Origin of the sequence: Aggregicoccus sp. 17bor-14, from assembly GCF_009659535.1 — a bacterium.
Lineage (GTDB): Bacteria > Myxococcota > Myxococcia > Myxococcales > Myxococcaceae > Aggregicoccus.
Map to the genome: position 1 here is coordinate 252,367 of NZ_VJZZ01000004.1, position 22,271 is coordinate 274,637.

At 72.9% G+C, this 22,271-nt stretch carries 19 protein-coding genes and 2 tRNA genes; 12 read left to right on the plus strand and 9 right to left on the minus strand.

Annotated elements, in window-relative coordinates; translation table 11 throughout:
- Positions 1–95 precede the first annotated feature (95 nt).
- From FGE12_RS09805 to FGE12_RS09825, 5 genes are all read left to right on the plus strand, one after another.
- Positions 96–554: a GatB/YqeY domain-containing protein gene (locus FGE12_RS09805; RefSeq protein ID WP_153866135.1), complete on the plus strand. Its 459-nt coding sequence runs from the start codon at positions 96–98 to the stop codon at positions 552–554.
- 198 nt (positions 555–752) lie between these two features.
- On the plus strand, positions 753–2,618 hold the full coding sequence (gene dnaG / locus FGE12_RS09810) for a DNA primase (protein WP_153866136.1): 1,866 nt from the start codon (positions 753–755) through the stop codon (positions 2,616–2,618).
- Between the two features lie 89 nt (positions 2,619–2,707).
- A complete protein-coding gene (gene rpoD / locus FGE12_RS09815; RefSeq protein WP_153866137.1) occupies positions 2,708–4,828 on the plus strand; it encodes an RNA polymerase sigma factor RpoD in 2,121 nt (706 codons plus the stop codon).
- A gap of 84 nt (positions 4,829–4,912) precedes the next feature.
- Entirely contained in the window at positions 4,913–5,230 is a 318-nt protein-coding gene (locus FGE12_RS09820) for an MGMT family protein (protein ID WP_153866138.1), read from the plus strand.
- A gap of 76 nt (positions 5,231–5,306) precedes the next feature.
- Positions 5,307–5,379 (plus strand) — tRNA-Ile (locus tag FGE12_RS09825).
- Positions 5,380–5,968: 589 nt separating this feature from the next.
- Here FGE12_RS09825 and FGE12_RS09830 read toward each other — a convergent pair.
- From FGE12_RS09830 to FGE12_RS09840, 4 genes are all read right to left on the minus strand, one after another.
- Positions 5,969–6,229 carry a hypothetical protein gene (locus tag FGE12_RS09830; RefSeq protein ID WP_153866139.1) on the minus strand — a complete coding sequence of 87 codons (261 nt, stop codon included), beginning with the start codon at positions 6,227–6,229 and terminating at the stop codon, positions 5,969–5,971.
- A 211-nt stretch (positions 6,230–6,440) separates the two neighbouring features.
- Complete coding sequence (locus FGE12_RS09835) at positions 6,441–6,830, minus strand: cupin domain-containing protein (RefSeq protein ID WP_153866140.1); 390 nt, start codon at positions 6,828–6,830, stop codon at positions 6,441–6,443.
- A gap of 136 nt (positions 6,831–6,966) precedes the next feature.
- Positions 6,967–7,140 carry a hypothetical protein gene (locus tag FGE12_RS30005; RefSeq protein WP_194797749.1) on the minus strand — a complete coding sequence of 58 codons (174 nt, stop codon included), beginning with the start codon at positions 7,138–7,140 and terminating at the stop codon, positions 6,967–6,969.
- A gap of 111 nt (positions 7,141–7,251) precedes the next feature.
- A complete protein-coding gene (locus tag FGE12_RS09840) occupies positions 7,252–7,452 on the minus strand; it encodes a cold-shock protein (protein WP_153866340.1) in 201 nt (66 codons plus the stop codon).
- A gap of 303 nt (positions 7,453–7,755) precedes the next feature.
- On the opposite strand from FGE12_RS09840, the gene FGE12_RS09845 reads away from it, so the two are divergent.
- From FGE12_RS09845 to FGE12_RS09855, 3 genes are read left to right on the plus strand one after another with little or no spacing between them, the layout of a single operon-like run.
- Positions 7,756–8,208 (plus strand): periplasmic heavy metal sensor, encoded by a 453-nt coding sequence (locus tag FGE12_RS09845; RefSeq protein WP_153866141.1) that lies wholly within the window; start codon positions 7,756–7,758, stop codon positions 8,206–8,208.
- Between the two features lie 9 nt (positions 8,209–8,217).
- Positions 8,218–8,901, plus strand: coding sequence for a response regulator transcription factor (locus FGE12_RS09850; RefSeq protein WP_153866142.1), 684 nt, complete (start codon positions 8,218–8,220; stop codon positions 8,899–8,901).
- Positions 8,898–10,217, plus strand: a complete 1,320-nt coding sequence (locus FGE12_RS09855) for an ATP-binding protein (RefSeq protein ID WP_370458938.1) — start codon at positions 8,898–8,900, stop codon at positions 10,215–10,217. Before FGE12_RS09850 ends, FGE12_RS09855 begins: the two co-directional genes overlap by 4 nt.
- Before the next feature lie 48 nt (positions 10,218–10,265).
- Here FGE12_RS09855 and FGE12_RS09860 read toward each other — a convergent pair whose 3' ends face one another.
- From FGE12_RS09860 to FGE12_RS09870, 3 genes are all read right to left on the minus strand, one after another.
- Complete coding sequence (locus FGE12_RS09860; protein ID WP_153866143.1) at positions 10,266–11,030, minus strand: carboxypeptidase regulatory-like domain-containing protein; 765 nt, start codon at positions 11,028–11,030, stop codon at positions 10,266–10,268.
- A gap of 93 nt (positions 11,031–11,123) precedes the next feature.
- Complete coding sequence (gene cyoE / locus FGE12_RS09865; protein ID WP_194797750.1) at positions 11,124–12,005, minus strand: heme o synthase; 882 nt, start codon at positions 12,003–12,005, stop codon at positions 11,124–11,126.
- Positions 12,006–12,155: 150 nt separating this feature from the next.
- Positions 12,156–14,579 (minus strand): tetratricopeptide repeat protein, encoded by a 2,424-nt coding sequence (locus FGE12_RS09870; protein ID WP_153866145.1) that lies wholly within the window; start codon positions 14,577–14,579, stop codon positions 12,156–12,158.
- A 228-nt stretch (positions 14,580–14,807) separates the two neighbouring features.
- Here FGE12_RS09870 and FGE12_RS09875 point away from each other — a divergent pair.
- The 4 genes from FGE12_RS09875 to FGE12_RS09890 all read left to right on the plus strand — a co-directional run bounded on the left by FGE12_RS09875 (position 14,808) and on the right by FGE12_RS09890 (position 20,316).
- Positions 14,808–14,883 (plus strand) — tRNA-Ala (locus FGE12_RS09875).
- Positions 14,884–14,997: 114 nt separating this feature from the next.
- Positions 14,998–15,618 (plus strand): DUF2760 domain-containing protein, encoded by a 621-nt coding sequence (locus tag FGE12_RS09880; RefSeq protein ID WP_153866146.1) that lies wholly within the window; start codon positions 14,998–15,000, stop codon positions 15,616–15,618.
- Positions 15,619–15,651: 33 nt separating this feature from the next.
- A complete protein-coding gene (locus tag FGE12_RS09885) occupies positions 15,652–17,514 on the plus strand; it encodes an Hsp70 family protein (RefSeq protein ID WP_153866147.1) in 1,863 nt (620 codons plus the stop codon).
- A gap of 12 nt (positions 17,515–17,526) precedes the next feature.
- Complete coding sequence (locus tag FGE12_RS09890) at positions 17,527–20,316, plus strand: hsp70 family protein (RefSeq protein WP_153866148.1); 2,790 nt, start codon at positions 17,527–17,529, stop codon at positions 20,314–20,316.
- A 1-nt stretch (position 20,317) separates the two neighbouring features.
- On the opposite strand, the gene FGE12_RS09895 is transcribed toward FGE12_RS09890, so the two are convergent.
- Positions 20,318–20,740, minus strand: a complete 423-nt coding sequence (locus FGE12_RS09895; protein WP_153866149.1) for a hypothetical protein — start codon at positions 20,738–20,740, stop codon at positions 20,318–20,320.
- 249 nt (positions 20,741–20,989) lie between these two features.
- The gene (locus FGE12_RS09900) at positions 20,990–22,246 is read right to left on the minus strand and encodes a phytase (RefSeq protein WP_153866150.1); all 1,257 of its coding nucleotides are present in this window, start codon (positions 22,244–22,246) and stop codon (positions 20,990–20,992) included.
- Positions 22,247–22,271: the final 25 nt, after the last annotated feature.

Consider the following 22,271-nt stretch of genomic DNA (forward strand, 5'->3'; position numbering starts at 1 on the left):
GTGGACGGGGCGGCGGCGCACACGGTGCGCTGCCCCCTGGCCCCGAAGCAGCAGCTGCAGTCCCCTCCCCCACAGCAGCCCCAGGAGCTTCCTCCATGGCCACCCTCAAGGAGCGGATCGACGCGGACCTGAAGGACGCGATGCGCTCGAAGAACGAGCTCACCCTCAGCGTGCTGCGCATGCTCAAGAGCGCGGTGAAGTACAAGGAGGTCGAGCCGGGCGCCCAGGCCCTGGACGACGCGGGCGTGCAGAAGGTCATCGCGACCCTCATCAAGCAGCGCCGCGACTCCATCCAGCAGTACCAGGACGCGGGCCGCCCCGAGCTCGCGCAGAAGGAGGAGCAGGAGATTGGCGTCCTCCAGAGCTACCTGCCCCAGCAGCTGAGCGCGGACGAGCTCGCCCAGCTGGTGCAGGCCGCCGTGGCCGAGTCCGGCGCCCAGAGCGCCAAGGACATGGGCATGGTGATGAAGGCCGTGCAGCCCAAGGTGGCCGGCCGCGCCGAGGGCAAGGCCGTGAGCGACGCGGTGAAGGCCGCGCTCGCGAAGCTGGGCTAGTCCGCCCCGAAGCGCTCCCGGGGCCGAGAATCCGGCCCCGGAGGCAGCTCCCCTGTTCAATGGCCTGCTGCGTCACCCGCAAGACGGCGGGTGCGGGCGGGAAACTTGTGTGCGGGGCGCGGGCCCATTAAGGGCTAGGGAGGAAGCCTGTCCCTCCGCCGTGCGCGCGGGGGGTGCCCTGGGCTCGAGGAGTGGGGCCTGTCCATCCCGGAGCACAAGATCGAAGAGGTGCTCGCCCGCGTGGATCTGCTGGGGCTGGTCTCCCGCCACGTGGAGCTGAAGAAGTCGGGGCGCTCCTACAAGGGCCGCTGCCCCTTCCACCAGGAGAAGAGCGCCTCCTTCTACGTCACCCCGGAGATGCGCCGCTTCAAGTGCTTCGGCTGCCAGGCGGGCGGCGACGCCATCTCCTTCGTCCAGCGCTACCTGGGCAAGACCTTCCTGGACGCCGTGCGCGACCTCGCGCGCGAGGCCGGGGTGGACCTGGAGGGCGCCGAGGACCCGGGCGCCCGCGAGCGCCAGCAGCTGAAAGAGGCCACGGACCTGGCCGCCGAGCACTTCAAGGCCCTGCTCTGGAGCGACGAGGGCGCACGCGCCCGCCGCTACCTGGTGGAGGAGCGCGGGCTCTCCGAGGAGACGGTGCGCGCCTTCGGGCTGGGCTGGGCGCCGGCCGGCTGGAGCCTGCTCGCGGACAAGCTGCAGAAGGCGGGCATGACGGACTGGGGGCTCAAGGCCGGCCTCATCAGCCCCCGCAGCCGCGGCGAGGGCTACTTCGACTTCTTCCGCAGCCGGGTCATCATCCCCATCCGCGCCCCGGAGGGCCGCCCCATCGCCTTCGGCGCGCGCCTGCTCGCAGACCCCAACGCCCCGCCCTCCGAGGATGGCGGCCGCGAGGGGCCCAAGTACCTCAACTCGAAGGAGAGCCGGCTCTACAACAAGAGCGAGACGCTCTACGCCCTGGACCAGGCGCGCGAGGAGATCCGCCGGCGCAAGAGCGCGGTCCTCGTGGAGGGCTACTTCGACGCCATCGGCCTGCACCAGGCCGGGGTGCGCCACGCGGTGGCCCTCTGCTCCACCGCCCTCACCGCGGGGCACCTGCAGGCGCTCGCGCGCGCCGAGGCCAAGGAGCTCGTGCTCCTGCTGGACGGCGACGAGGCGGGGCTCAAGGCCGTGGAGCGGCTCGCCGGCCCCCTGCTCGCCGCGGGCACCCCCACGCGCGTGGGCCTGCTGCCCACCGGGGATGACCCGGACACCTTCGCCCGGCGCGAGGGGGTCCAGGGGGTCGAGCGCCTGCTCGCCTCCGCGCAGCCGCTCACCGCCTACCTCTTCACCAGCATCCTGCCCGCGGGGCGCGAGGCCACCTTCGAGGAGAAGCTGGCGGCGCTCGCGCGGCTGCGGGGCGTGGCGGCGCAGCTCCAGGTGGGCCTGGTGCGCTCCGCCTTCTTCGGGGCCATGGCGGCCCACTTCGGGCTGCCCGCCCAGGAGCTGGAGGCCGAGCTCAAGGGCAAGGCGCCCCAGGTGAAGCCCGTGCCCAAGCCGGGTGAGGGCGCCCCCGGGACCACCGACGCCTCGGGTGCCGCCGCCCCGCGCGCCGCCCCGGTGCGCCCTCCGGACGCGCTGGAGGCCTGGTACGTGGCCATGGTGCTGCGCGAGCCGCGCCTGCTCGCGCGCGACCGCTTCCGGCTCGTGGACGAGCTCACGCATCCAGGGCTGCGCCGCGTGCTCGCGCTCGCTACATCGGGGGGTGGCGCCGAGGACGCCCTCTTCGAGGCGCCCGAGGTGCTCAAGCGCCCCCTCGAGGCAGCCGCCCGCCAGCTGCCGACAGAGGGCGAAGCCCTGGAGGCGGCCTTCCTCACCGTGTGCCGCCGCCTCAAGTTGCGCCGTATCGACGAGCAGCTCACCCACCTGAGGAAGACGGCGGCCACCCTGGCAGGAGCAAGCGAGCTGACGGAGGAGACCCGGGCCCTCGTCTCGGAGCGGGTCGAACTACTGGCCCTGCGCAAGCGGGTTCAGGAAGAGATGGTCCCCTCGGGAACGGGAACAAAGAGCCCGATGCAACCGGTTTGAGTTCGCGTTTGTAAGAAACCCCGACTTTGCGGTAGATCGGCCGGCTTCGCTGCAGGCCAAGGCCCTGTTTTTCTAGGAGAAGTTTCCGAATGCCGACCCAGAAGCCCCCGAAGGTTGCCGTGAAGCCCCAGGCGAAGAAGAAGGAGGAGCCCAAGAAGAAGGCTCCCGTCGCCGTCGCGCCCACGGTGAAGGCGAAGGCGGGGAGTGCGGCCGGGAAGAAGGCGGCGGCGGACGCGGCCCAGACCGCCGAGGCCACCGAGACCCTGCGCAAGAAGGTGCGCGGCGTCACCCAGGCCTCCAGCGACGACGTGGATCCCGAGGAGGCCGCCGACGAGGCTGCCGCCGCGGTCGAGATCGATCCGGACGCGGTGGAGGACGAGGTCGAGGAGGAGGCCATCGCCGAGCGCAAGGAGGTCAAGGACCTGCTCGCCGCTGGCCGCGAGAAGGGCTTCCTCACCTACGACGAGGTCAATGACGCCCTGCCTGCAGACATCGTGTCGTCGGATCAGATCGACGACGTGATGAGCATGTTCGGCGACAACGAGATCGAGATCGTCGACGCGCAGAAGGCCGCCCAGGGCGCCGAGGTGAAGCCCACCGTCGCCGTGGAGGAGGAGTCCAAGGACTCCGAGGAGGAGGAGGAGAAGGAGGAGGAGGAGCCGGGCGGCAAGAGCAACGACCCCGTTCGCCTCTACCTGCGCAAGATGGGCAGCGTGAGCCTCCTCACCCGCGAGGGCGAGGTGGAGATCGCCAAGCGCATCGAGGACGGCGAGAAGGAGGTGCTGCGCGCGCTGCTCGCGTGCCGCCTCGCGGTCGCGGACATCCTCGACATCGGCAACCGGCTCAAGGCCGGCAAGCTGCGCGTGCGCGAGGTCATCAAGGACGCGCCCGAGGAGGCCCAGGGCGAGAACGCCGAGGTCGAGGCGGACGAGGGCGAGGAGGGCGTGCAGCAGCTCGCGCAGAGCGAGCTGAACAAGATCGAGCAGATCTGCAAGCAGATCGAGCGCATCCGCAAGTTCGCCAAGGACTGCGACGCGCTGGAGGAGGAGCTCTCCTCCAAGAAGAAGATCACCGAGGTGAAGAAGAAGGAGATCCGCCAGGAGGTGCGCGACCTGCGCACCAAGATGATGGAAGTCCTGGAGGAGATGCGGCTCAACAAGAAGCAGATCGACCGCATCGTGCTCAACCTCAAGGGCCTCATCGAGCGCGTGGACAAGGCCGAGGACGAGCTGCGCGACCTCGAGCGCCGCAACGGCGTGCCCATGAGCGAGCTGCGCCCGGCGCTGCGCGAGAGCCGCGACAACCCGCTCAACGCGAAGAAGCTCCAGAAGCGCCTCAACGTCACCGCCGAGCAGCTCGAGGCGCTCGACCGCGACGTGCGCACCGCCGTGCGCAAGATCAAGAAGGTGGAGGAGGAGGCCAACCTCCCCGTGGACGCGCTGCGCCGCAACTACGAGGCCATCCGCGTGGGCGAGCGCAAGGCGGAGCGCGCCAAGGCCGAGCTGGTCGAGGCGAACCTGCGCCTCGTGGTCTCCATCGCGAAGAAGTACACGAACCGCGGCCTGCAGTTCCTGGACCTCATCCAGGAGGGCAACATCGGCCTGATGAAGGCCGTGGACAAGTTCGAGTACAAGCGCGGCTACAAGTTCTCGACCTACGCCACCTGGTGGATCCGTCAGGCCATCACCCGCGCCATCGCGGACCAGGCCCGCACCATCCGCATCCCGGTGCACATGATCGAGACGATCAACAAGCTCATCCGCACCAGCCGCTACCTCGTGCAGGAGATCGGCCGCGAGCCGACCCCTGAGGAGATCGCGGAGAAGATGGAGCTGCCGCTCGACAAGGTCCGCAAGGTCCTCAAGATCGCGAAGGAGCCCATCAGCCTCGAGACCCCGATCGGCGAGGAGGAGGACAGCCACCTCGGCGACTTCATCGAGGACAAGAGCCTGGTCTCTCCGTCGGACGCGGTGATCAACATGAACCTCGCGGAGCAGACCCGCAAGGTGCTCGCCACGCTCACGCCGCGCGAGGAGAAGGTGCTGCGCATGCGCTTCGGCATCGGCGAGAAGAGCGACCACACGCTGGAAGAGGTCGGTCAGGACTTCGAGGTGACGCGCGAGCGCATCCGCCAGATCGAGGCCAAGGCGCTGCGCAAGCTGCGCCACCCCAGCCGCTCCAAGCGCCTGCGCTCGTTCGTCGAGAGCTAGGCCGCAAGAGAGCAGCCGGTAGCACCCGAAGCCCCCGCTCCCTCGTGGACCGGGGGCTTCGTCGTTCTCTAGAGTCGGTTCGGTATGGCGACGAAGAAGCCCACTCCCCTGCCCTTCCCCGAGGCCGTGGCGCGCGCCGTGCGCGCGATTCCGCGCGGCCAGACGCGCTCCTACTCGCAGGTGGCGCTGTACGCAGGCCGCCCGGGCGCAGCGCGCGGCGTGGGCCGCGAGCTGAGGACGCTGCAGAATGTCCCTTGGTGGCGCGTGATCCGCGCGGACCACACGCTCGCGCCCGCGGTGGCGCACGAGCAGGCCCAGCGCCTGCGCGCCGAAGGCGTGAAGGTGGCGCACAAGGGGCTGGTGTGGCGCGTGAGTGTCCCCTCTCCTTCTGGGTCAAGGTGAGGGAAGCGGCTCCTCACCGTGCGCCCTTGTGCAAGCGGCCCCGCCGGGGTTACTCACGCACTCGCGGAAAGCTCGAGGGCCCTTAGCTCAGCGGTTAGAGCTGTCGGCTCATAACCGATTGGTCCCTGGTTCGAATCCAGGAGGGCCCAACCTCTCCCCCCTCGCGAGCCGGAGCAGCGCCAGGCCGTCCGTGGCGAAGGTGCTGCCGGGGATCCGGAAGGGCACCACGTTGGTCAGCCCGATCGTGACCCCCAGGAAGAGCACGGCATCGAGGAAGCTCGCGACGGGCGAGCCCCCTTGCCCCACGCGGTGGCCCAGGGCCCCCTGCAGTGCCAGCGCGACACCGGCCGCGGCGAAGTTCCCCAGTGGGCCTCCGGCGACGAAGAGGGCCATGGCGCGCCTCGGATGACGCACGGGGCGCACCTCCATCCGTGCCCACCCGTCGACGCCCGGGTGCAGCGCGAGGCGGGTCCACTCCAGTCGCCAAGCGCCGCGCTCGCGCCACAGGAGCAGCGGCCCCACGGCCAGCCGCTCGAAGCGAAACCCGACGAGGTGCCCCGCGAGGACGTGCGAGAGCTCGTGGCAGAGGAGGTGCAACGGCGCCACCAGCCACGTCGTGAGCAGGAACCAGGCGGGGCTGAAGCTCGCAGGCCGGAACGCGACGAAGAGGATGAGCCCGGCAGGCCACGTGACGGCGAGCGCGTAGGGCGCGTAGCGATCGTAGAGGCGCTGGGCGCCCTAGAGCCGCTCCACCGAGTACCCGCGCACGCCCCGCCAGCAGAGGCCGGCCCCGTAGACAGCGAGGGTGCTGGAGAACAGGCCGAGACCGACGACCGTCCAGGGTCGTGCCGTGGGCGGATGCGACCACACCACCACCACGTACGTGAGCGTGCCGAAGAACAGGGCGATGACGAGCCCCAGGAGGACGAGCACGGCGCGGACGACGGGCGAGTGCCGCTCCAGCTCCGGGTGGGCTGCGGTGCGAACGGGGATGCGCATCGCGCGCACTGTCCCATGGGAGCCGAGGCCCCGTCACTGCGGGGAGCCGGCCGACCTCAGGGCGCGCCCACCACCCGGCCCTCGCGGGTGTGCGCCTGCACGAGGGTCTGCACGAAGCCGCGGGTCACCTGCAGGTCGTGCCGCTCGGAGTCGGGCACGTCCGGCGCGGTGCCGCGGCGGAGGGTGAGGGCTGAGCGCGCGGGGACGCGCTTCAGGCCTTCGCGTGGCGGCCGCGCTCGCCCTCGTCGCGGCCGTGGACCATGGCCGGGGGGCTCGTCACCTCCACCGCGCTGAAGGTCTCCAGGACCTTGTAGGTGTGGCTCTGGCCCTTGAGCACGACCCAGGAGTCGCCGGGGCCGAGCAGCAGCACCTGCCCCTCCACGTGCAGCTCCGCGCGGCCCTTGAGGCAGTAGCCCACCGTCTCGTAGTCGCGGACGGAGAGGGGCTTCGCCTCGCCCGGCTGCTCGTCCTCCCACAGCCGCATCCCCAGCTTGATGCCGCTCGCCAGGTACTTCTGGCCCATCTCACCGCGGGGGGAGAACTGCGAGCTCACCTTGGTGACACTCGTGTCCTTCTGGGCGTCCTTGGGCGTGCCGGCCATCGGGGGTTCCTTCCTGTGAGGGTGTGGGGCTCAAGTTAAGGAAGGCGCCGCGCACGGCAGCCCGCAAAGACGACGCCCGCTCACTCCCCGGGGGGTTGAGCGGGCGTCGGACGCACGCGGGCCTCATGGCGCGGTGTCACTCGAAGCCGTCAGGCAGCGGCTGCGGCCCGGGCACGATCCCCGCGATGTCGGGATCCACGCCGTCCTCGGCGGGCCCCTTCTCCGCCTTCTCGCGCTTGCGCTGCTCGCGCTTGGCGTCCTTCTCCTTCACCTTCTCCTGACGGGCCAGTTCCTTCTGACGCTTCGACATTCCAGGGTGCTGGGGCACGGTGGCCTCCTTCTGCTCTGTGACCAAAACACAAAAGGCCCAGCCTCGCTGTGGAGACCGGGCCTCGGGCTTCCAACGGAAGCGACGTGCGCGTTAGACCGGGCGCACGTTCTGCGCCTGCAGGCCCTTGGGGCCCTTGGCGACTTCGAACTCCACGCGCTGACCCTCAGCCAGAGTACGGAACCCGTTCGTCTGGATGGCGGTGTGGTGGCAGAACACGTCCTCGCCACCCTCCTGCGCGATGAAGCCGAAACCCTTCGCGTCGTTGAACCACTTCACGGTACCAGTTGCCATTGCTTGTTCTTCTTCTTTCATGGGGCAAATCCCTCCGGTGAAGGAGGATCCCCGCTTGCCTTGGCGCACATTCGCCTCGGCGACATCCCTCTTAACGCGCCCGTCGTCCCACGTCGAGCCAGGGTTTCTCCGGACCGTCCGAAGATCCCCCGGGGCCCGGTGGGGCTGGGGCGGGATGCGTCATTCAGAACGGTGCCGGGGGCCCTCGGCATTCCTCGCGCTTCACACTTCTTCACCCCCCTGAGGCGAGCGCTTCACACCCCCTCCCTACCCTTCGCGCATCCCTTTTCCGGAGGCAGGCAGATGGTGGGTTTCATCGCTGGGGTGGCAGTGGGGTTCGCGGTGCTGGTGGTGGCGCGGGGCGTGGGCCGCAGGCGCTGGGGCGCCCGGGCGGGGGGCAGGCGCTGGCGCGGCGGAAGGCACGGGCTGCTCGCCCGCCTGGACACCACGTCCGAGCAGGAGGCCGTGTTCGCCCAGGTGCGCTCCGAGGTGCAGGCGGTGCTCGCGCAGCTGCGCGCCGAGCTCCCCCTCACGCGCGAGGCGGCCGCCGCCAGCGTGCGCGCGGAGCACTTCGACGCGGAGGGATTGCGCGAGCGCTTCGCGCGCCACGCGGCGCTGCTCGAGGAGCTGCAGCGCACGGCGCTGGGGGCGCTCGCGCGGGTGCACGAGGCGCTGCGGCCCGCGCAGCGCCAGGAGCTCGCGGCGATCCTCGCCGGCAGCGCGCACGGCTGCGGCCGCCCCCGCCTGGCGCGCTAGAGTCTCCGCATGTCCACGCGCGTCCTGCTCATCGATGACGATGCCCGCATGTTCGAGCTGCTCGCCGAGTACCTCGGCCAGCACGGCATCAACGTGGCCCACGCGCCGGACGGCGGGCGAGGGCTCGCGGCGCTGGAGGCGGGCACCTACGACGCGGTGCTGCTGGACGTGATGATGCCGGGGCTGGACGGGCTGGAGGTGTGCAAGCGCATCCGGCTCAAGAGCCACATCCCGGTGCTCATGCTCACCGCGCGCGGCGACGAGACCGACCGCGTGGTGGGGCTCGAGCTGGGCGCGGACGACTACCTGCCCAAGCCCTTCAGCCCCCGCGAGCTGCTGGCGCGGCTGCGCGCCGTGCTGCGCCGCTCGCAGCCCGGGAGCAGCGCGGAGCGGCTCGAGGAGGGTCCGGTGAGCCTCGACGTCTCGGCGCGCGAGGCGCGGGTGGAGGGGCGCACGGTGGACCTCACCGGGCTCGAGTTCGACCTGCTGGTGGCGCTGGTGCGGCGCGCGGGCCGCGTCATCCCCCGCGAGGCGCTGCTGGGCGAGGCGGGCCGCAACGACACCGTGGTGAGCGAGCGCACGGTGGACGTGCACATCAGCCACCTGCGCCAGAAGCTGGGGGACGACCCACCGCGCCTCATCAAGACCGTGCGCGGCGTGGGCTACGTGTTCGCGCGGGACGGTGCCGGGTGAGGCGCCTGCACCGGCGGCGCGCCGGGGCGCTCGGCCCCTTCGTGCGGGCGCACCTGCACCGCCGCCTCTTCGTCTGGTTCGGGCTCTCCATCCTCGTCACCGGCATGGTGGTGGTGGCGGTGATGAGCCTCTTCGCCGGCCCCTCCCCGTGGCACAGCGAGGCGAACCGCGCCCAGGCCTTCCTCGCCGCGCGCTACGCGGAGGCCTGGAAGGACCCGGCGGCCCGCACGCGCCTCACCCGCTCGCTCGCGCAGGAGCTCGCGGTGGACGTGGAGGTGCTGGACGCTCAGGGCCACCTGCTCGAGCGCGAGGGGCCCGCCTGCCCCGACGCGGACGTGAGGCTGGACGTGCCGCGCGAGGGCGCGCGCCTGGGCTCCTTGAACATGTGCTTCGGGCGCAACCGCCCGCACCAGCCGTGGCGCGTCGCGCTGCCGCTCTTCGTCGCGGGCGTGATGCTGTGGCTGCTCTCGGGGAAGATTGCGTGGGGGCTCGCACGCCCCATCTCCGAGCTGGTGCGGGCCGCCGGTGAGCTGGGCGCGGGAAGGCTCTCCGCGCGCGCGCAGCTCGGCCGCCATGCCACGGGCGAGGTGCAGCTGCTCGCCACGGCCTTCAACGACATGGCGGCGCGCATCGAGCGCCAGGTGGGCGACCAGCGCGAGCTGCTCGCCACCGTGTCTCACGAGCTGCGCACCCCCCTGGGCCGCCTGCGCGTGCTCGCGGAGCTGCTGCGCGACCGGGGCGGTGACCCGCGCACCGTGGACCAGGTGGACCGCGAGGTGGTGGAGCTGGATGCGCTGGTGGGCGAGCTGCTCGCCAGCTCCCGCATGGACTTCGGGCAGCTCAACGCGCGGCCGCTGGAGGCCTGCGACCTCGCGGGCCGGGCGCTCGAGCGCGCGAGCCTGCCGGCGAGCGCGCTGAGCGTGGAGACGGCGAGCGGCAGCCTCGTGGGCGATGCCACCCTGCTCGGGCGCGCGCTCGCGAACCTGCTGGACAACGCCCGCAGGCACGGCGGCGGCGCGCGCACCCTGCGCGTGCTCGAGCGCGAGGGCCAGCTCGCCTTCTGCGTGGAGGACGCGGGGCCCGGCCTCGCTCCGGGCGAGGAGACGCGCATCTTCGAGCCCTTCTACCGGCGCGAGCACGGCGGGGAGGCCGGCTCGCTGGGACTGGGGCTCACCCTGGTGCGGCGCATCGCGCAGGCGCACGGCGGCGACGCATTCGCGGAGAACCGCGCCGGGGGCGGCGCGTGCGTGGGCTTCACCGTGGGGCGCGCGCTCGCGGAGGCAGCGGCGCGCCATCCTGGCCAGCGCAGCGCCTGAGTCGCACGCCACGACGATCGATGAGGGGCGGTGCGAGGGGCGGCTCGCCTAGCCCGCGCTGAACGTGAAGCTCAGCTCGGTGGCGCCGTCCGCCGCCACCTTCACCTCGGCGCTGCGCGTGCCGAGCGACTCGTGCCAGGCCTCCACGGTGTACGTGCCCGGCGGGAGCCCCTCGAGCGCGAAGTGACCTGCGGCGTCCGTCACCGCGAAGTGCGCGCTGGGGCTGACGACGATCCACGCGAGCATCCACGGGTGCACGTCGCACTTCACGCGCAGCACCTCCGCCGCTCGCGGCACCTCGCCCTTCACCGGCGGGCCCTGGGGCGGCTGCACCTCCTGGAGCACCGAGTCCGGGCCCTGCAGCACGCGCACCCCGTGCAGCGTGGGGTCGCTGTTGTGCACCTCGATGGCCTGCCCCGCGAGCGCGCCCTGCACCCGCGGCACGTAGGCACAGGCCTTCTGGTCGAGGACGACCGGCCCCTGGGGCTTCGGCGCCGGCTCGCCTGCGACCGGGCCCTTGATGCGCACCAGCACGTTCTCGAGCAGGCCGTCGTGCACCGCGATCGCCGGCTCCGCGCTCGCGGCGCCCTCGCACGCAGGGTCGCTCGCGGTGTTGATGCGCGTCATGCGCGGGGTGGCGCCTTCATAGCGCACCGTGCCCGTCACCTTGCCGCGGGCAGAGGTGGTGGGGACAGTGGCGGGAGGGCTCGCGGGCTTCGGTGCGGGGGCGGCAGGCGCGGGCTTCTCGCAGCTCCCGGTTCCCAGCAGCAGTGCAGCGGTGACTGCGGTGCTCCAGCGGCGCGGAGTCCTCATCCTGGTCCCCTCCCTGCGCGTGACACGGATGCACGGCAGCTGCGCACTTCCCTCACCCCGACCCTCTCCCCGAGGGAGAGGGAGGACACAGGACTAGACGGTGGTGCGGTCCAGCATCAGGGCCGCGAAGAGCCCCGTGAGGTAGAGCAGGGAGAAGAAGAAGGTCTGGCGCGCCCACGGCTTGTCCAGCCGGCGGAAGAAGCCCCACGCGGCGATGCCGAGGAAGCCCGCGCCCAGCACCAGCGCGGCGCCGAGGTACCACACGCCCGCGATGTGCAGCTGGTAGGGCAGCAGCGTCGTCGGCACGAGCGCGAGCGTGTAGAGCAGGAGCTGCAGCCGGCTCGACTCGTCCCCGCGCTCCAGCGGCAGCGAGGTGAGCCCGGCCGCCGCGTACTCCTCCTTGCGGAACAGCGCGATCGCGATGAAGTGCGGGATCTGCCAGAGGAAGAGGATGGCGAAGAGCGCGTAGCCGCCCGCGTCCACCTGCCCCGTGACGGCCGTCCAGCCCATGAGGGGCGGCAGCGCGCCGGGCACCGCGCCCACCAGCATCGCGGCGGAGGTGCGCGCCTTGAGCGGCGTGTAGAGCAGCACGTAGCTGAGCAGCGCGAGCAGCCCCAGCGCCGCGGTGAGCAGGTTCGCCGCGAGCCACAGCGAGGGCAGCGAGATGGCCGCGAGCGAGAGCCCGAACCAGAGCGCCACCGCCGGCTCCATGCGCCCCGAGGGCAGCGGCCGGCTCGCGGTGCGCCTCATGTAGCGGTCGCTGTCGCGCTCGATGAAGCAGTTGAACGCGTTGGCCGCGCCCACCGTGCCCGCGGTCGCGATCATGGCCACCAGCATCCGCGCGAGCGACATCCCACCCGGCGCGAGCCACATGCCGCCGGCCGTGGTGGCCAGCACCAGGCTCGAGAGCCGCGGCTTGGTCAGCGACACGAGGTCCGCAGTGGTGGTGGAGAGGCTCAAGGCTCGGGTGCTCACGCTGCCTCCAGGAAGTGCGCTCCAGCCAGCGGCAGGACTGCCAGAGCTCTGCGGCGCGTGGATAGCCAGGGTCTGCTCCCGAGTTCAAGCGGGCAGCGCCTGCCCGCTCCCCCCAGGCCATCAGCCTGCCTTGTCCGGGACATCCGGCGCCTACTCGGCCAGGCGCTGGGCGTCCGCGGCGAACTCGCCCTTCGGATCGCGCTTGAGGTACTCCTGCGCCGTGGTGCGGGCCTTGGCCGCCTGCTTCCCCTCCTTCGCGAGGAAGCTCGCGTAGAAGTAGTAGGCGGGCGCGTAGGACTCGTCCGCGGTGAGCGCCTTCTGGAAGGTCTCGTCGGCCTTGGCCACGTCTCCCTTGGCCTGCAGCACCCGGCCCAGCTCGGTGAGCGTGGCGGCCACGCGGTCGCCCTGGCCCACGAACTCCCGGCTGGCCAGCTCGAGCGCCTCCTGGGCCTTCGCCAGCTCGCCGCGCTCGCGGTACACGCTGCCCATGGCGAGCCGCGCCTCGGGGTTCTTCACCTTGGGGTCCAGCAGCGCGCGGTCGTAGGCGGCGAGCGCCTCGGCCGTCTTGCCCTGGCGCCGGTACGCGTTGCCCAGCATCAGCACCAGCTTGGGGCTGTTGCCCATGGTCTTGAGCGCGGTGGTGAGCGCCTGCGCGGCCTCGGCCTCGCCGCCGGGCTTGCCCATCAGCGCGCGCGCCAGCTCCACGTGGTACTGGGCGCGGCTGCCGTCCATCTGGATGGCGCGGCGGATCTCCGCCGCGGCCGCGTCGTACTGGCCCTCGCTCGCGAGGCGGCGGCCCTTGATGACGAGCAGCTCCGGGTTGCTGCGGTCCAGCGCGAAGCCCGTCTCCTCGCTCTTGAGGACCTCCGCGCGCGCCTGCTCCTTGTCCAGGGGCACGCCGGTGCTCGCGGAGAGCTTCTGCTGGAACTCGGGCTTGTAGTCCGGCAGGTCGCGGCTGAGGCGCGAGACGAGCAGCGAGCGCGCGAGGTGCGCGGTCGCCAGCTGGCGGGGGCTCGGGGGCGGGTCCGAGTCGATCAGCGTCTTGAGCATCTTCGCCGCGAGCTCGTAGTTGGGCTGCTCCTGCTCGAGCATCAGCAGGCTGCGGCCGAGCAGCGACGCCGGGTGGTTCTTCTCGTAGCGCAGCGCGAGGTCGTAGTTCTTCCACGCCTGGCTGTCCTGGCCGCGCCGCAGGTAGAGCGCGCCGAGCGCCGCGTAGATGCGCGCGTCGTCTGGCGAGAGCTGCTGCGCGCGCTCGAGGCTGTCGCGCGCGCGCTCGAGGTCGCCGGCGTTGGTCTGGATGAGCCCCAGGGTGAGGTAGAGCAGCGGGCTCGCCTTGTCCTGGGCGTCGAAGGCCTTCACCCGGCCCTCCAGCTCGCCGAGCGCCTCCGAGCCCTTGCCGGCGTAGCTCTTGAGCAGCGCGTCCGCGGCGTAGAGGTAGCTGCTCACCTCGCCGGACTTCTTGCCCGCCGCGAGGTGCTCCTCGGCGAGCTGGCGCGCGGAGTCGCCGCCGCCGTGCTCACCCCAGCGGATGGCGTAGGCGTAGGCGAGGTAGCCGTGGGCGGCGGTGGAGTCCGGGTTCACCTCGAGCGCGTGGTCGGCCGCCTCGGAGGCCTTGCGGTAGCTGTCGTAGGAGTCGTGCTTCAGCTCCTCGCTCGCCTCGCGCAGGTACTTGGTGAACTTGTAGTTGCGCTGCGCGCTCCAGCGTCCGTAGGCCCAGTAGCCGCCCACCGAGACGGGCAGCGCCACCATCAGCACCAGCGCCATGGTGCGGCTCGTGGACGAGCGGGCCGGGCGGCGCCGACTGCCGGGCGCGTCGTCGTCGTCCTCCTCCACCTCGTCGTAGGCCTCCGCCTGCACCCGGGCGACCGGGCGGGGCGCGGGGCGCTGCGGCTGTGCGGCGGCCGGGGCCACCGCGCGCGCGGCGCCCGTGCTGCTCGTGCGGGGCGCGGCGCCCGTGCTGGAGGAGGCGCTGGAGGAGGCGCTGGAGGAGGCGCTGGCCGACGCAGCGGGCTGCGCCGCGGCGGGCGAGGGCAGCAGGACGGGAGGAGCGCCCGGCCCGGTGAGGGGTGCGCGGGGCGCTGCGGGGGTGGGCGCGGGAGCCGCGGCGACCGGGGCGGGCGCGGCGACGGGAGCGGCCGCGGCGCGCGGCGGCTCCACCTGGTGCTGCTCCAGCAGCGCGCGGGTCTCGGGGTCGGCGGGGTCCGCCTCGTAGGCGCGCAGCAGGTTCGCCCGGCCCGCCTCGGCCTCGCCCGTCTTGAGCTGCAGGGCCCCTGCGAAGCGCAGCGCGTGCTTGTCCGCCGGCTGGACCTGGAGCGCGCCGAGCGCCTCCTCCAGGGCCTTCTTGTCCTTGCCCTGCTCGGCGTACACGCGGGCGAGCAGCAGGCGCGGGCTCGCGAGCGAGGGATGCGCCTTCACGCCCTTCTTGCAGACGACCATCGCCTCCATGAAGCGGCCCATGCCGAGGTACGCCTCGGCGAGCGGCCGGTACGCCTCGGAGGAGGGATCGGAGGCAAAGGCATGCTCGAGCTTCGCGAGCTCGGCCGGACTCAGCGTCTTGGCGGGCGTGGTGGACATTGATGACGCAGATGGCGCAGCGATCGGGAGCGCGGGGAGCAGCGTGCAGCAGGCCCGCGGAAGGTCGCGGGAAAAGAGGATTTTTTATGTCACCCGCGCCCTGCCGCGTCAATTCCGCATGCGGGTGCTGCACATCTCGCCTTGACAGGTGAAATGCCGTTGGGTATCTCGCGGTTCCCTTCGACGGACCCAACCCGCCGCAGGACAGCAGCACGCAGTGCCAGTTGTGGGGGTGTAGCTCAGTTGGGAGAGCGTCGCGTTCGCAATGCGAAGGTCGTCGGTTCGATCCCGTCCACCTCCACCACGCTGAAAATCGAAGGGCCCCAGTGCAAAACACTGGGGCCCTTCGGCTTTTCAGCGTCGAGCGTTGTGGGCACAAGTGCGTTGCAATGGTCGCCCCCTTTGTTATCGGGGGCGAATGACCGAGCAGGCTTCGCTTTCCTTCTTTGCGCGTCTCTGGCTCGCCTTCCTCTGCTTCTGGCGCGTCCTCGTCTCCCGCCCCTTCGCCCAGGCCGTGCTGCCGGCGAGCCGCGCCTATGACGAGGGCACGCTCGCGCAGCTGCCCTCAGGCTCCACGCTCCAGCCCAAGGCCGCGCTGCCCGACAAGGCGCCCGCGCCCAAGGCTCCCGCCGCCCCCGTCCGCCCGCCGCCCGAGAAGGAGCACGCCTCGGGGCTCGCGGTGCTGGGCATGCTGCAGCGCGAGGGCCGCCTCATCGACTTCCTCCAGGAGGACGTGGCCGCCTTCTCGGACGCGGACGTGGGCGCCGCCGCGCGCATCGTGCACGAGGGCTGCCGCAAGGTGGTGCAGCAGTACCTCGCGCTCGAGCCGGTGCTGCAGGAGTCGGAGGGGGCGCGCGTGAGCGTGCCGGTGGGCTTCGATGCGCAGCGCATCCGGCTCACCGGCAACGTGGCCGGCCAGCCCCCGTTCGCCGGCAGCCTCAAGCACCACGGCTGGGTCACCACCGCGGTGCGCTTCCCGGAGCTGAGCGGCGCGCTGGATGCGCGCGTGCTCGCGCCCGCCGAAGTGGAGCTGCCCTAGCCCTCCCCTGCCCTTCAGGAGCCTCCTCCTCCCATGCCCCGCTACGCAGTCGGCATCGACCTCGGCACCACGCACTCCGCCGTCTCCTACTTCAACCTGGAGGCGGGCGAGGCGCGCGGCCGCGCCCAGGCGATGCTCCCCGTCCCCCAGCTCATCGCGCCCGGCACCGTGGAGGCGCGGCCCCTGCTGCCCTCCTTCCTCTACCTGCCGGCGGCGCCCGAGTTCCCCCCGGGCAGCCTCGCGCTGCCGTGGAACCCGGAGCCCGGGGCCACCGCGCCCATCGTGGGCGAGTTCGCGCGCTCGCACGGCGCGAAGGTGCCCACGCGCCTCGTCTCCTCGGCCAAGAGCTGGCTCAGCCACGCGGGCGTCGACCGGCGCTCGGCGCTGCTGCCCTGGCAGGCGCCGGCGGAGGTGCAGCGGGTGAGCCCGCTGGAGGCGAGCACGCGCTACCTGCGCCACCTGCACGCGGCGTGGGACCAGGCGTTCGGCACGGACGGAGGCAGCACCCTCGCCGAGCAGGACGTCATCGTCACCGTGCCCGCCTCCTTCGACCCGGCGGCGCGCGAGCTCACGCTGGAGGCCGCGAAGGCCGCGGGCCTGAGCCACGTCACGCTGCTCGAGGAGCCGCAGGCCGCGCTCTACGCGTGGCTGGAGAGCATGGGCGAGGGCTTCCGCAAGCGCATGCGCGTGGGCGAGGTCATCCTCGTGGTGGACGTGGGCGGCGGCACCAGCGACTTCTCGCTCATCACTGTGCGCGAGCGCGACGGCGAGGTGGAGCTCACGCGGGTCGCCGTGGGAGACCACATCCTGCTGGGCGGCGACAACATGGACCTCGCGCTCGCCCACACGCTCAACCAGCGCCTGACGGGGGAGGGCAAGAAGCTGGACGCGTGGCAGTTCAATGCGCTCACCTACGGCTGCCGCCACGCGAAGGAGCAGCTGTACGCGGACCCGGGCCTCGCGCGCGCGCCCATCACCATCCCCGGGCGCGGCAGCAGCCTCATCGGCGGCACGCTGAAGACGGAGCTCGCGCGCGAGGAGCTGGACCGCGTGCTCACCGACGGCTTCTTCCCCCGCATCCCGGTGACCGAGCTGCCGCGCACGCAGCGGCGCACCGGCCTCGCGCAGATGGCGCTCCCGTACGCGCAGGACGCGGGCGTCACCCGCCACCTCGCGGCCTTCCTCACCCGCCAGGCGCAGGCGCTCGCCCAGAGCCCGGACTCGCCGGTGGACGTGGGCGGCAAGGGCTTCATCCACCCGACGGCCGTGCTCTTCAACGGCGGCGTGTTCAAGGCGGGGCCGCTCAAGGCCCGCGTGCTCGAGGTGCTCAACAGCTGGCTCGCGGCGGACGGTGGCAGCGAGGCGAAGGAGCTGGAGGGTGCGGACCTGGACCTCGCGGTGGCGCGCGGCGCGGCCTACTACGGCTGGGTGCGCCAGGGCCACGGGCTGCGCATCCGCGGCGGCACCGCGCGCGCCTACTACGTGGGCGTGGAGACGGCGATGCCCGCGGTGCCCGGCATGGAGCCGCCGGTGAAGGCGCTGTGCGTCGCGCCCTTCGGCATGGAGGAGGGCACGCAGGCGGACGTGCCGCCGCAGGAGTTCGGGCTCGTCACGGGTGAGCCCACGAGCTTCCGCTTCTTCGCCTCCAGCACGCGCCGCGACGACCGCGTGGGCGCCTTCGTGGAGGACGTGGAGGCGGCCGCCGCGGCCGGTGAGCTCGAGGAGCTCGCGCCCATCGAGACGCTGCTGCCCGGCACCCCCGCCCCCTTCGGAGACCTCACCCCGGTGAACCTGCAGGCCGCCGTCACCGAGGTGGGCACGCTCGAGCTGCGCTGCCTCGAGAAGGAAGGCCCGGGCCGCTGGAAGCTCGAGCTCAACGTGCGCATGAAGGAGTAGACACCCCCGCCCATGCACATCGTCGGCATCGACCTGGGCACCACCCACTGCGCCGTCGCGGCGGTGGACCCCTCTCGCGGCGGGGCTTCGGCCCCCGTGCAGGACTTCCCCGTGCAGCAGCTGGTGGGCCTGGGTGAGGTCGCGCCGCGCAAGCTGCTGCCCTCCACGCTCTATGTCCCGGCCGGCAGCGAGCTCGCGCCCGAGAGCCTGCGCCTTCCCTGGGGGGAGGAAGTTCCCGTGGTCGGCGAGTTCGCGCGCTGGCAGGGCGCGCGCGTGCCGGGGCGCCTGGTGGCGAGCGCGAAGAGCTGGCTGTGCCACCCCGGCGTGGACCGCAGCGCGCCCATCCTCCCGTGGGGCGCGGGAGCGGACGTGGCGAAGCTCTCCCCGGTGGAGGCGAGCGCGCTGCTCCTGCGCCACATGGCGCGCGCGTGGGACGCGGCGCACCCGGACGCGCCGCTCGCGCAGCAGGAGGTGGTGATCACCGTGCCCGCCTCCTTCGACGAGGCGGCGCGCGCGCTCACGGTGAGCGCGGCCCGGCGCGCAGGGCTCGAGCGCTTCACCCTGCTCGAGGAGCCGCAGGCGGCCTTCTACGACTTCACCGCGCGACACCGCGCGGACCTGGCCCAGGCGCTCGCGGGCGTGCGGCTGGTGCTGGTGGTGGACGTGGGCGGCGGCACCACCGACTTCACCCTGGTGCACGCGGGCGTGTCCCCCGAGGGGCCCATCCTGCGCCGCCTCGCGGTGGGCGAGCACCTGATGCTGGGCGGCGACAACATGGACGCCGCGCTCGCGCGCCGGGTGGAGGAGAAGCTCTCGGCCGGAGGCCGCCGCCTCGGCGCGACCCAGTGGACGCAGGCGCTGCAGGCCGCGCGCGTGGCGAAGGAGTCGCTGCTGGGCGAGGCGCCCCCCGAGCGCTACGGCGTGTCGCTCGTGGCCGGGGGAAGCCGGCTGCTGGGTGGGAGCCTCTCCACCGAGCTCACCCGCGAGGAGGTGGAGCAGCTGGTGCTGGACGGCTTCCTGCCGCGCTCCGCCCCGGACGAGCGCCCGCGGCGCGCGGCGCGCATGGCGCTGCAGGAGCTGGGGCTCCCCTACGCGCAGGACGCGGCCATCACCCGCCACCTCGCCGCCTTCCTCCAGCAGCACGCGGAGGCGGGCCACGCAGCGCTGGGCGAGCCGCACGCGCCGGGCGCCCTGCCCCGCCCGGATGCCGTGCTGCTCAACGGCGGCGTCTTCAACTCGCCGGCCATCACCGAGCGGCTGCTGGACGCGGTGAGCGCGTGGTGGCCGGGCGCGCCGCGCATCCCGCTCCTGCGCCACGAGTCGCTCGAGCTCGCGGTGGCGCGCGGCGCGGCCTACTACGGGCTGGTGCGCCGCGGCCTGGGCCTGCGCATCGGCGGCGGCGCGGCGCGCGCCTACTACGTGCGGCTGGAGGCGGCCCCCGGCTCCGGGGACACGCAGCCGCAGGCCCTCTGCCTCATCCCGCGCGGCTTCGAGGAGGGGCAGAGCGTGGAGCTGGGCCAGCAGCCCTTCACGCTCGCGCTCGGGCGCCCCGTGCAGTTCGCGCTGCTGTCCACCACCTCGGACCGCATCGACAAGCCCGGGGACGTGGTCGCGCTCGCCGAGGACCTCAAGCCCCTGCCCCCCATCCACACGCTGCTCAAGGGCGCCTCCGGCAAGGCGGCCGAGGTCCCGGTGCACCTGCAGGCCGCGCTCACCGAGATAGGCACCCTGGAGCTCTCCTGCGTCTCGGACGTGGCGGACGAGCGCTGGCGGCTCGAGTTCGAGCTGCGCGGGCAGGCCGGCACGCACGAGCTCACCGTCACCGAGTCCATGCCGGCGCGCTTCGCCGAGGCGAAGGAGGACATCGAGCGCGTCTACGGCAGCAAGCCCCTGCCGGTGGGCCTCAAGGACGTGAAGCAGCTCACCCGCACGCTCGAGGGCGTGCTGGGCCCGCGCGAGGGCTGGCGCGTGCCAGTGCTGCGCGAGCTGTGGAGCAGCCTCTACGCGGGCGCCTCCAAGCGCCGCCGCTCGGCGGATCACGAGCGCGTCTTCTTCAGCCTGCTGGGCTACACGCTGCGCCCCGGCTTCGGCTACCCGCTGGACGCCTGGCGCGCCGAGCAGACCTTCTCCCTCTTCGAGCCGCTGGTGAACGCGCACGCCGAGAAGGCGGTGTGGATCGAGTTCTGGGTGATGTGGCGCCGCATCGCCGGCGGCCTGAGCGAGGCGCAGCACGCGCGGCTCTACGCCTACCTCGAGCCGCACCTCGCGCGCCGCGTGCCGCCGGAGCTGAAGCCCCAGAAGAACGCGCCGAAGCCCAAAGGCGTGCAGCCCGAGGGGCTGGACGAGATGGTGCGGCTCGCCGCCTCGCTCGAGCACCTGGAGGCGGCGCAGAAGGAGCAGCTGGGCGGGCACGTCGCCGCGCGCCTGCGGGCCGAGGCCAGGAGTGGCGGCCCCTGGGCGTGGGCCCTGGGGCGGCTCGGTGCGCGCGTGCCGCTCTACGGCAGCGGCCACAAGGTGGTGGGGGTCGAGGCCGCCGAGGCCTGGCTCGCGCTGCTGCTGGAGCTGGGGCTGGGGCGCATCGACGGGGCGGCCTTCGCCGCGGCGCAGCTCGCGCGCCTCACGGGAGACCGCACGCGCGACCTGGACCCGGCCTTGCGCGAGCGCACGCGCGCGGCCCTCGTCGAGGCGAAGGCCGCGGAGGGCTGGGTGCGGATGGTGACCGAGGTGGTGGAGCTCGCAGCGGCGGACGAGGCGCGCGCGCTGGGCGACACGCTGCCCGCCGGCCTGCGGCTGGGCGCCTGAGCTAGCCCTGCAGCGCCTGCGCGGGCGCGGGCGGCTCGGGGACGAGCTCGAGGGGCGCGGGCGCAGGCTGCGCGGCCGCCACCACCTGCAGCTCGGGAGTCGCGGCCTCGGCCGCCACCGCCAGCTCCGCCGGCGCGCTCGCGGCCGCCTCGGCGCCCGCCTTGGGCTTCTTCGTGCCGGCGCCCGAGCGGCAGCCGCGGCACCAGGGCTGGTTGCGGATGGCGCCATCCGCCATCTTGCGCAGGCCGAACTGCGCCAGCGGGCGCAGCGTCTTGCACTTGAGGCACATGAGCGAGATGAGCACCTCGTGCCCGTCCGCGTCGTAGACGGCGGACTTGCGCCGCTTGCGCGGCTGCCCCGGCTCGCGCGCCGGTGCCTTCTCAGGCGCCGGAGGCGCCATCATCGGGGTGACTTTGTAAAGCATGTGTTTCCCTCCACTCGCCGCAGCAGCGCGTGCTACCGCCCCGCGGCTTTCGCTTGCGAAAGCTGCCCCAGGCGGACGATCCGGTGCGCGGCGGCCCTAGAGTATGGACTCGCCCCGACATTGCAAACCGCTCCAGGGCCGAAAATTCGGCTCCGGAGCCGTTTCACCAGGGATCTCCACGGGTTGCAGTGCGAAACATTCCTGATCCTGCGAGCGCTGCGGAGCCGATTTCTCGGGCCCCGGCGGCGATCAGGGCGCGGAGCGGCGCCGGCGGCGCTGCAGCAGCACGGCGCTCAGCGCGAGCAGGGCCGCGCCCGGCACGGAGCTGGAGGTGCAGCTGCAGCTCGTCCCGTCGTCGCCGCCCGGCGGCACGCTGCCGCCGCTGCCCGGGGGCACCACCCCGCCGCCGCCGCTGGGGGCGCCCGCGTCCACGGTGCCGCCGTCGCCGCTGCCGGCGTCCGCGCGCGTCGCGAGCGGGGGCGTGAAGGCCTGCGCGACGGACTGCCACGCGACCAGCTTCGCGTTCTGTGCGCCGCCGCTGTTCGTCCCGTCCACCGCCACCAGCACGCCGCTCGGGTAGCCGCCGTCCGCGGCGGTGCCCAGCGGGGCGCTGTCGATCGCGAGCGCGAGACTGGTCTCCACCGCGTCGATGCCGCCGTCCGCGGCGATCTGGAAGGTGCCGCGCACGGCGTGCGGCGGGTCGCGGTCCAGCACGGTGAAGGTGCTCGTGCCCGAGGTGCCGCTCGCGGAGACGAGGTAGCCCCGCCCGTCCTCCAGCGCGTAGAGCGCGAGCCCCTGCACGGCGCTGCCCAGGGTACCGCCGTCGAGGTCCAGCGCGCTGCCCGCGTCCGAGCCCTCGGGTGCAGCGTCGAAGCGCCACAGCTGCCCGGAGACCTCGGCCACGTAGAGCGCCGCCGCCCGCTCGTCCACCGTCACCGCGCGCGCGGGCCCCGGCACGGAGAGGAGGCGGCCCGGGGTGACGGCGATGCCCCCGTCCAGCTCCGCGCTCAGCTCCAGCTGCTGGAGCTGGCCCAGCTCGTTGCCCACGAAGGCGAAGAAGCGGCCATCCGCGCTGCTCGCGTACAGCTTCACCGTGCGCACGTTGCCGATGTCGGAGCTCGCGGTGCGCAGCTGCTGCAGGCTCGCGCCGCCGTCCGGCTGGCCCACCACCGCGAAGAGCGAGAGCGCCGGGTCCACCGCCGCCGCCACCAGCGGCACGGTGGCGGTGCCGAAGCGGAAGCCGTCGTGCACGTCCACGCCGGTGACCACGCCCGAAAAGAACTGGCGGTTGCTCCCGTTCAGCCCCTGCACGTAGAGCCCGGTGTTGCGGTCCGCGAGCAGCACCAGGCTCTGCTCGGGCCGCGACGGGTTGGGCCAGAAGGCGACGCCGGAGACCGCGCCGGTCCCCACGCCGTCCGTCTCGGCGGTGGGCTGCACCTGCAGCTGCGCAGCGGCCGTTCCCGCCAGGAGACACGTCGTCAGCCACACTGCCGAGCGGATGCGCACGCGCTGCCCTCCCTTGGGTCACACC